This window comes from uncultured Agathobaculum sp., from assembly GCF_963927765.1.
Taxonomy (GTDB): domain Bacteria; phylum Bacillota; class Clostridia; order Oscillospirales; family Butyricicoccaceae; genus Agathobaculum.
Genome location: NZ_CAWVCU010000077.1, coordinates 1 through 8,650 on the forward strand (window position 1 = coordinate 1; position 8,650 = coordinate 8,650).

Here is an 8,650-nt window from a genome sequence, read left to right on the forward strand (position 1 = left end):
AATGAAAAGGATGGGATGAACCATGGCAAAGATTTTGTTAGTAGATGATGCAGCTTTCATGCGAATGATGGTAAAGAACACGCTCAATGAGAACGGCTACACGGATACATATGAAGCCAGCGACGGTGCGGAAGCGGTCAATAAATATGCCGAGTTGCAGCCGGATCTGGTCATCATGGATATCACGATGCCCAATATGGACGGTCTGGAGGCACTGAAGGCAATCCGCAAGGCAGACCCCAATGCGTCGGTCGTTATGTGCTCCGCAATGGGTCAGGAAGCAATGGTTATCGAGGCCATCAAATCCGGTGCAAAGGACTTCATTGTAAAGCCGTTTAAGCCGGATCGTATTATTAAGACTGTGAGCTCGATCGTAGGACAGCCGTAAAAGGATGAAGTGGCTTCCCTTAATTGGCATGTGCCTGTGCGTTGCGGTGATTTTATATCTGGCGTATTGGGTTACGCGCCGCATCGCAATGGGGAATATGGGTGGTGCCATCACATCCGGCGGCCATATGCGAATTTATGATCGTTTGCCGCTTGGGCAAAATAAGGCAGTGGTAGTAGCGCGAGTTGGGTTGCGCTGGCTCGTGCTGGGTGTTTCTGATGAAGAGATCACATTGCTTACCGAGTTGAGCGAAGAAGAATCGCGTATCTGGAGACAGACAAAACAGGTGAGCAGCGAAGCTGCCGTACCGAAATTTTCGGATATCATTTCGGATGTGTTACGCAAGAAAAATGACAAGAAGTAGGAAGGAGAGTGTTTCATGCCGGATAGTCTGATCAATGTAAACGGCGACAGTGTGCAAACACTGGAAATACTTTTCCTGACTACTGTAATTGCACTGTTGCCGTCCATGCTGATCATGATGACCTCGTTTACGAGAATCATCATTTCGCTTTCTTTTTTGCGGACGGCCATGGGAACGTCACAGAATCCACCCAATATGGTACTGATCGGCATTGCATTGTTTCTGACGCTGTTTATCATGAATCCGGTGCTGACAGAGATTCAGGAGACGGCATACGAGCCGTACACAAGGCAGGAAATTACACAGGAGGAAGCGATCGACCGTGCATCAGTTCCTTTGAAGGAGTTCATGCTGCGTAATACGGAGCAATCGTCGTTGACCTTATTCTGCGATTTAGCAGGTGTGGACGAGCCGGCAACGGATGAGGAGGCTATGGCGCTTTCCATGCGTGTTATCATTCCGTCTTATATGACCAGCGAACTGAAGGCGGCATTCCAGATCGGCTTTTTCCTGTATATCCCGTTCATGCTGATTGATATTGTGGTTTCTTCGACGTTGATGAGCATGGGCATGATTATGCTGCCGCCGGCGATGATATCCATGCCGTTTAAACTCTTGTTGTTCATTACAGTGGATGGTTGGCAGCTTTTGTTCTCTACGCTGGCGCAGGGCTTCCGATAGCACATGGGAGGAGGTTGAGCGTTGGATCAGAACCAGATTATTGATATTTTACGGGAGGGGATATGGGTTGCGCTCAAAATTGGCGGGCCAATGCTGATTGCCAGTATGGCAGTTGGCGTGTTGGTGGCAATTTTTCAGGCTGCAACACAGATTCACGAACAAACGCTGTCTTTTATTCCCAAGCTTTTGTTGATCATCGCATTTCTCCTCCTTGCAGGCAGTTGGATGCTCAATACGATGCAGGATTTTACAAGGATGATATTCACCCAAATGATTGCTTAGAAGGAAGGGGACAGCGAGCGCAATGATAGATGATGCACAATTGACGCTGTTCCTGTATATTCTCATGCGCATGACCGGGTTTATGGTATTTAACCCGCTGTTGGGAGGCCGCTCGAATGTTCCGGGGCTGGTGAAAGCAGGGGCAAGCCTGATGCTGGCTGTGGCGGTCTATTCACTGACCGATCTGCCGTTGCCGGAAGTACCGACAACGGTTCTCGAGTTTGCCGTCCGATCGCTGCTGGAGCTTGCGCTGGGCTATTTGGTCGCTTTGCTCGTCCACTTCTTTTTTTATGTGGTTTTGCAGGCTGGTCAAATGATTGATGCACAAATGGGCATGAATATGTCGGAGACGTATGATCCTTCCATGGGAACCAATGTCTCCATGACGGGTACGCTGCTGAATATTATGATGGCGCTGCTATTTTTTGTGGCAGGCGGCCATATCACTCTGCTGCGTATTCTGTTAAATTCCGGACAGGTGATTCCATATGGATCTGCTTCGTTTGGCACGTCGGCATCTACCTACGTGTTGGAGATGTTTGCGTCCTGTGCTGTTCTGGCGATGAAATTGTGTTTGCCGATTCTGGCGGCTGAATTGATCGGCCAGTTGGGAATGGGTATTCTGATGAAAGTCATTCCTCAAATCAATGTTTTTGCAATCAATTTTGAACTGAAAATTATTCTCGGGCTGGTGATGGTGATTTTGCTTCTGCCGCTGATGGGCGAATTTGTCCTTGGGCTGGAAAAGCAGATGCTGGTTGCCATTGAACAGGCCGTGAAAGTAGTTGCAGGTGGTTAGGTAGGCCCAAAGGGGGGAACCAAGCATGCCGGGCGGAGCGGACGAAAAAACAGAAAAAGCCACACCCAAAAAGCGACGTGACGAGCGAAAAAAAGGTAACGTCATGATGAGTCAGGATGTCGTGGCGGTGGCAACGCTGTTTGCAAGCTACGCTGCGCTGCGCTTTGGGCTTTCGTTTATGGTGGATGCAATGACTGGAATCGTCCGTTATTGCATTGGTTTGGTCGGCAGTGTACCGACCGGCGGCGCGAGCGCCATTGGAACTGAACTGAGCGCAAAGTCGGTTATGGCGTTGGCGCAGTCGGTTGCTATTCCATTGCTGGCGACAGTTTTGGCAGCTGTGGTTGCGACCTTTGCACAAACCAGACTACTGGTTTCTTTTGAAACCATGAAACCAAAATTCAGCCGCATGAACCCATTGCAGGGTATCAAACGACTGTTTTCGCTGAAAAGTATCATTGAATCGCTTAAAGGCGTGCTGAAGATCACCATCCTTTTGGTGTTGATTTATAAGTTCGTCAGCGGCTCGCTTTTGATCTTTTCGCGTTATATGAGCAGCGATATCGGCGTTGCGCTGGCGTCTATGCGAGATTTGGGCTTTAAGCTGATTTTGCAGGTCGGTGTCGCATTTTTGGTTCTTTCTTTCTTCGATTACCTGTATCAATGGTGGGAGTTTGAGCGACAGCTCAAAATGTCCAAGCAGGAAATTAAGGAAGAATATAAGCAAACTGAAGGCGATCCGAAGATTAAGGGTAAAATCAAAGAAGCGCAGCGTAAAATGGCGCAGTCCCGCATGATGCAGGCTGTTCCGGGCGCGGATGTTGTCATCCGTAACCCGACGCACTTTGCGGTTGCGCTTCGCTATAAACCGGGTCAGGATGCCGCGCCGGTCGTGGTGGCTAAGGGTCAGGATGAGTTGGCGCTCCGTATCGTTGCGGTGGCGGAAGAGCATGGCGTTTCTGTAGTGGAAAACAAGCCGTTGGCACGTGCGCTGTATGCTGCTGCAGACATCGGTCAGATGATTCCGGCCGAGCAATACGGCCCGGTGGCTGAAATTCTTGTTTATGTTTATAAACTCAATAAGCGGAGTTTACCGCAGTAATGTTGAAACTGGTATAGAAATGGTGGAGTTATGAAGCGACTTTTTGACAACGTAATATCGGTGTTTGTCGTGGTCATCGTATTGTTCTTGTTGATCCCTCTGCCGCCGTTTCTGTTGGATGTATTTTTTATCATCAATATCTCTCTGGCGCTGATTATTCTGCTGATTACCATGAATACTCATGAGCCGTTGGAGTTTTCGATTTTCCCATCGCTGCTGCTGATTACCACGCTGTTCCGGTTGGGACTGAACGTATCTTCCACTCGTTTGATTCTTTCCAATGGCGGCGAGGCAGGACAGGTCATTAAGGTTTTCGGTGAATTTGTTATTCAGGGCAATGTGGTCATCGGTGTTATCATCTTCCTGATCATCGTTTTGATGCAGTTCATCGTCATCACCAAGGGCGCTGAGCGTGTTGCTGAGGTAGCAGCCCGCTTTACACTGGATTCTATGCCCGGTAAACAGATGGCCATCGACGCAGATTTGTCATCCGGCCTGATTAACGAGCAGGAAGCAAAGCTGAGACGATATAAGGTGCAGCGTGAAGCGGACTTCTATGGCGCAATGGACGGTGCTACCAAGATCGTCAAGGGCGACGCGATCATGTCTATCATCATCACGTCGATCAACTTTATTGCCGGCTCCATCATTGGCATTGTCCAATCCGGTATGGAGCTGAGTGAAGTGCTCAGCGTTTATTCGATCGCAACGATCGGTGACGGTCTGGTTTCGCAGCTGCCGGCGCTGATGATTTCTACGGCGACCGGTATGATCGTCACCCGTGCGGTTTCCGAAGGCAGCTTGAATAACGACGTAATCAAGCAGTTCCTTGCGCAGCCGCAGTCTTTGATGATTGCCGGTTTGATTCTGGCTGTGTTTGCAGTTTTCCCCGGCACGCCTCATATCCAGCTGATTCTGATTGCAGCGGTGCTGATTCTGGTCAGCCGTCGCGTGGCGCATCAAATGGAGGCGCTCCAGAAACAGAAGGAAGAGTTGCCTGCGGCGCAGGAAGCTGCCCGAAAACAGGCGGAAGCGCAGCAAAGCGAAATGGATTACTACAAGGATGTTAACAATATCTATTCGCTGATTAACGTTGAACCGATCGAGATGGAATTTGGCTACAGCCTGATTCCTTTGGTGGACGAGTCGCGCGGCGGCAAGCTTATCAGCCGAATCGTCATTTTCCGCCGGCAATATGCGCAGGACATGGGCTTTGTGGTGCCGTCGATCCGACTGCGCGACGCGTCTATGCTGGGCACCAACCAATATGTCATTAAGATCAAGGGCGAAGAAGTGGCCCGCGGCGAAATTCTGTTGGATTATTATCTTGCCTTGGAGCCTGCTAATCCGGCGGGCGAAATTGAGGGCATTGAAACGATAGAGCCGGCATACGGCATTCCGTCCCGGTGGATTTTGCCGGAAAACAAGGAAATGGCCGAGATTTACGGCTATACGGTTATTGATCCGTTGTCGGTTATGCTAACGCACCTGTCTGAGACAGTCAAGAAGCACACCTATGAATTACTCAATCGTGCAGAGACCATTCAGCTGGTGGAGAATCTCAAGCGCTCTGCGCCGCAGCTGGTGGAAGAAGCCTTCCCAGGTGTGGTGTCTTACGCCATGCTGGAGAAGATCCTTTGCAATCTGCTCAAGGAAGGTATCCCGATCAAGGACATGGGAACAATCGTGGAAACCACGGTCGATGCCTTGGCCATCACCCGCGATGTCGATTTGATTACAGAGAGCGTGCGTGCGCAGCTTAAGAGAACCATTACGCACCGGTTCTGTGAGGACGGTCGTCTCAGCGTCATCACGCTGGACGCAGAAGTAGAGAAAAAGATTGTTGCCAGCCTGACCAAAAACGATCAGGGTGTATACCTTGCGTTGGGACCGGATCTGATGCAGAAGCTGCTGTCACAGCTCAACGAGCACATCAAAAAGTTCTCGGAGTTGTCACAAAAGCCGATTCTGCTCACCAGCCATATCATCCGGATCTATTTGAGCCGTTTGCTGGAGCAGTTCTATCCGGATCTTACCGTACTGTCTTTTAATGAGGTGATTACGAGCGTACAGATACAGGCGCTGGGCAATATCACACTTTCGTAAGTTTTGATTTAAGATTAGGGGGGAAACGCCTTGGGATCACAAAATGATTGGGAGCAGATGACGAATGAGGCGCTTCTCGAAGAATATAAGCAAACCGGAGACCCTGAACTGAAGAAGGTCCTCGTGATGCGGTATTCCTATCTTGTAAAAAATGTAGCATTGAAGCTGAGAGGGGTTTATTTAAGCTTCGCTCAGGTCGATGATATGATTAATGAGGGAATTATTCTGCTGATGGGCGCGCTGGATAAATTTGACCTGAGCCAGAATGTCAAGTTTGAAACCTACGTTTCCAAACGCCTGCGCGGCATGATTATTGACTTGGCGCGCCGTCAGGATTGGCTGCCGCGGTCGGTTCGGAAGCGTATGCGTGAAATTGATACGGCGAGCAGCGAATTGTTTTCTCAGCTGGGCCGTGCGCCAACTGATAAGGAAATTGCCGACCATATGGGACTGAGCGAGGCGCGCTATCAGGAGGAACTGGCAAAGACGGCGCTCTGCAATGTGTTGTCGCTCGACATGCTGTTGGACGAACGGGATTCCGATGTTCCGGCAAAGCACCTGCCGCAATCGGATGCGGATGCGCAGCCAGAGGAGAATTATCAAAAAAAAGAGCTGTATGAAGAGCTAAAACGAAGCATCAGTGAACTGCGTGAAAAGGAACAGATGGTTTTGTCCTTGTATTATCAAAAATCTTTTCAGATGAAGGAAATTGCGCAGGTGCTCGGTGTGAGCGAACCGCGCGTATCACAGATACATTCCAATGCGATCCGCAAGCTGCGAATCTCAATGCAAAAATATATATACGGTACATAAGCAGAGGAGATTGAGGATATGTTTAAAGGGTTCTATGATTTGAGTTCCGCCATGTTGACCCAGACCAGAAATCTGGATGTTGTGGGCAACAATATGAGCAACACGGCAACGGTGGGGTATAAGGCGGATCGTTATGCGGATACGACCTTTGATGAAGTGATGCGCAGCCAGATCGGCAACAAGCAGAAGAATCCGCAGGAGCTTGGTACGACCACCAGCTATATCACCGCCTTGGATGAGGTATATACCGACCATTCTCAGGGGGCTTTGCAATCGACGGGATTACCCTTGGATTTCGGCCTGGAAGGGAATGGCTATTTTGCCGTTCAGACGGATGCAGGCCGGATCTATACCCGCAACGGTTCGTTTATGCTTGATGATCAGGGATATCTGGCTTTGGCCGGACAGGGCCGCGTGCTTGGACGCAACGGTGAGCAAATCTATCTGGGAACGGATAAGATCAATGCTTCGGAAGACGGAACCATTTCTATGGAAGATGGGCAGATACTCGGCCAGCTTGGTGTCTTTACTTTCGCAGATCCTGCGCAGGATTTGGAAAAGACCGGCGAGGGTATGTTTGCTGCAGCAGGGCAGCCGCAGTTGGCGAATGATACGGTGGTGCATCATCGGATGGTGGAGCGCGCCAATACCGATCTGGTGCAGCAGATGACGGAAATGATCACTTGCCAGCGTGCGCTGCAAAGCGCATCGCAGCTGAGCAAAATGTACGACCAGATTATGTCCAAGACAGCGACCGAGTTGGGCCGCGTATAATGGGGGAAAGGAGTCAATCCAGATGAACCAATCTTTCTATGCCGCGGCGGTTGCGGCCTCGCAGCAGCAGCAGAGAATGAATGTGACGGCGAATAACCTGGCCAATGTCAATACGGTGGGCTTTAAGTCGGAGCAGGCGAATTTCTCTGACTTGCTGTACCGTAACTGGACCGGACCGGATAACGCGCAGCTTCCTCGCGGTTCGGGCAGCCGGATGATCCAGACGACGACCGACTTTGCGGAGGGCGCAATGATGAGCCGGGAAGGCGGCCAGAATTACGCCATCAATGGTAGCGGCTTTTTTGCCTTACTCAATCCGCAAACCGGGGAGATCAGCTACAGCCGTGCGGGCAATTTCCATTGGGGCAGTGTGACGAGGGCCGGTCTGGAAACTTTTTACCTGTGCGACCCCGATGGATATTATGTGCTCGATCAAAATCAGCAGCCGATCGCGCTGGGGCAGGATGCCGAAGCCGATTATCCGGTTGGTGTGTTTGATTTTGCCAATACGGATAATATGCAGCATTTGGGCAGCAATCGCTTCGCGCCGGTCGCCAAGAACGGTCCGGTAATGGCGGGCGAGGGCAGAGCGGTGCACGGAATGCTGGAAGCATCCAATGCGGATGTAGGAACGGAATTTGTCAAGATCATCGAATCACAGCGTTCGTTCTCTTATGCGCTGAAGATGGTTCAGACGCAGGATGAGATCGAGTCTACGATCAATGGCTTGCGGAACGGTTAAAGGAAGTGTGGTAGTTCGTGTTAAAAAAGTATGAGGAGATGAATTCCCTACAAATTGACGCGCTGCGTGAAATAGGCAGTATCGGTACAGGCAACGCAGCAACATCGTTGTCGAGCTTACTGGGAATTGAAGTGCGTATCCCTCTCCCGGAGGTTCAAATTCTGGAATTTAACGACGCAGTTGAAAAACTTGGTGGTTTTGAAACGATTGCCGCGGGTATCATTTCCGATTTGCGTGGCGAGATCAACGGCCTGATGCTGGCGCTTTTTCAGCTCGATGCAATCAATCTTCTGCTGGGGCGCACCATGGGCAAGCAGATCAAGGATTACGACGAACTGACGGAGATCGAAAATTCTGCTGTGATTGAGATTGGAAATATTTTGATTTCGTCGTTTATCAATGCGCTGTCCGGACTGTCGGGCGTTCGCATTACGCCTTCGGTGCCGCAGTTGTCGATCGACATGCAGGGCGCTATTATTACGGTGCCGATGGCGGCATATGGCAACCAGTCGGATTATATTATGCTGATTGGCGGCAGCTTTTTGGTGGAAGGAAAAGAGGTGCCGTGCAGGTTGCTGCTCGCACCTGATATGCGGTCC

At 50.3% G+C, this 8,650-nt stretch carries 11 protein-coding genes; all 11 read left to right on the forward strand.

Annotation, left to right across the window (positions count from 1 at the left end; translation table 11 throughout):
• Positions 1-22: 22 nt before the first annotated feature.
• Entirely contained in the window at positions 23-388 is a 366-nt protein-coding gene (locus tag ABGT74_RS06615; protein ID WP_297282500.1) for a response regulator, read from the forward strand.
• Between the two features lie 4 nt (positions 389-392).
• Positions 393-752, forward strand: coding sequence for a flagellar biosynthetic protein FliO (gene fliO, locus ABGT74_RS06620; protein ID WP_346704947.1), 360 nt, complete (start codon positions 393-395; stop codon positions 750-752).
• Positions 753-767: 15 nt separating this feature from the next.
• Positions 768-1,433, forward strand: a complete 666-nt coding sequence (gene fliP / locus ABGT74_RS06625) for a flagellar type III secretion system pore protein FliP (RefSeq protein WP_346704948.1) — start codon at positions 768-770, stop codon at positions 1,431-1,433.
• Positions 1,434-1,454: 21 nt separating this feature from the next.
• The gene (gene fliQ / locus ABGT74_RS06630) at positions 1,455-1,715 is read left to right on the forward strand and encodes a flagellar biosynthesis protein FliQ (RefSeq protein WP_297282503.1); all 261 of its coding nucleotides are present in this window, start codon (positions 1,455-1,457) and stop codon (positions 1,713-1,715) included.
• A gap of 22 nt (positions 1,716-1,737) precedes the next feature.
• Positions 1,738-2,514, forward strand: a complete 777-nt coding sequence (locus tag ABGT74_RS06635) for a flagellar biosynthetic protein FliR (RefSeq protein ID WP_297282504.1) — start codon at positions 1,738-1,740, stop codon at positions 2,512-2,514.
• Between the two features lie 25 nt (positions 2,515-2,539).
• Positions 2,540-3,616: a flagellar biosynthesis protein FlhB gene (gene flhB, locus ABGT74_RS06640; protein WP_346704949.1), complete on the forward strand. Its 1,077-nt coding sequence runs from the start codon at positions 2,540-2,542 to the stop codon at positions 3,614-3,616.
• 30 nt (positions 3,617-3,646) lie between these two features.
• Entirely contained in the window at positions 3,647-5,722 is a 2,076-nt protein-coding gene (flhA, locus tag ABGT74_RS06645) for a flagellar biosynthesis protein FlhA (protein WP_346704950.1), read from the forward strand.
• Positions 5,723-5,752: 30 nt separating this feature from the next.
• Complete coding sequence (locus tag ABGT74_RS06650; protein ID WP_297282507.1) at positions 5,753-6,535, forward strand: FliA/WhiG family RNA polymerase sigma factor; 783 nt, start codon at positions 5,753-5,755, stop codon at positions 6,533-6,535.
• A gap of 18 nt (positions 6,536-6,553) precedes the next feature.
• Positions 6,554-7,309, forward strand: a complete 756-nt coding sequence (locus tag ABGT74_RS06655) for a flagellar hook-basal body protein (protein WP_346704951.1) — start codon at positions 6,554-6,556, stop codon at positions 7,307-7,309.
• Positions 7,310-7,331: 22 nt separating this feature from the next.
• Positions 7,332-8,051 carry a flagellar hook-basal body protein gene (locus ABGT74_RS06660; RefSeq protein ID WP_346704952.1) on the forward strand — a complete coding sequence of 240 codons (720 nt, stop codon included), beginning with the start codon at positions 7,332-7,334 and terminating at the stop codon, positions 8,049-8,051.
• A gap of 17 nt (positions 8,052-8,068) precedes the next feature.
• On the forward strand, positions 8,069-8,650 hold a 582-nt coding region (locus tag ABGT74_RS06665), incomplete at its 3' end, for a chemotaxis protein CheC (protein WP_346704953.1).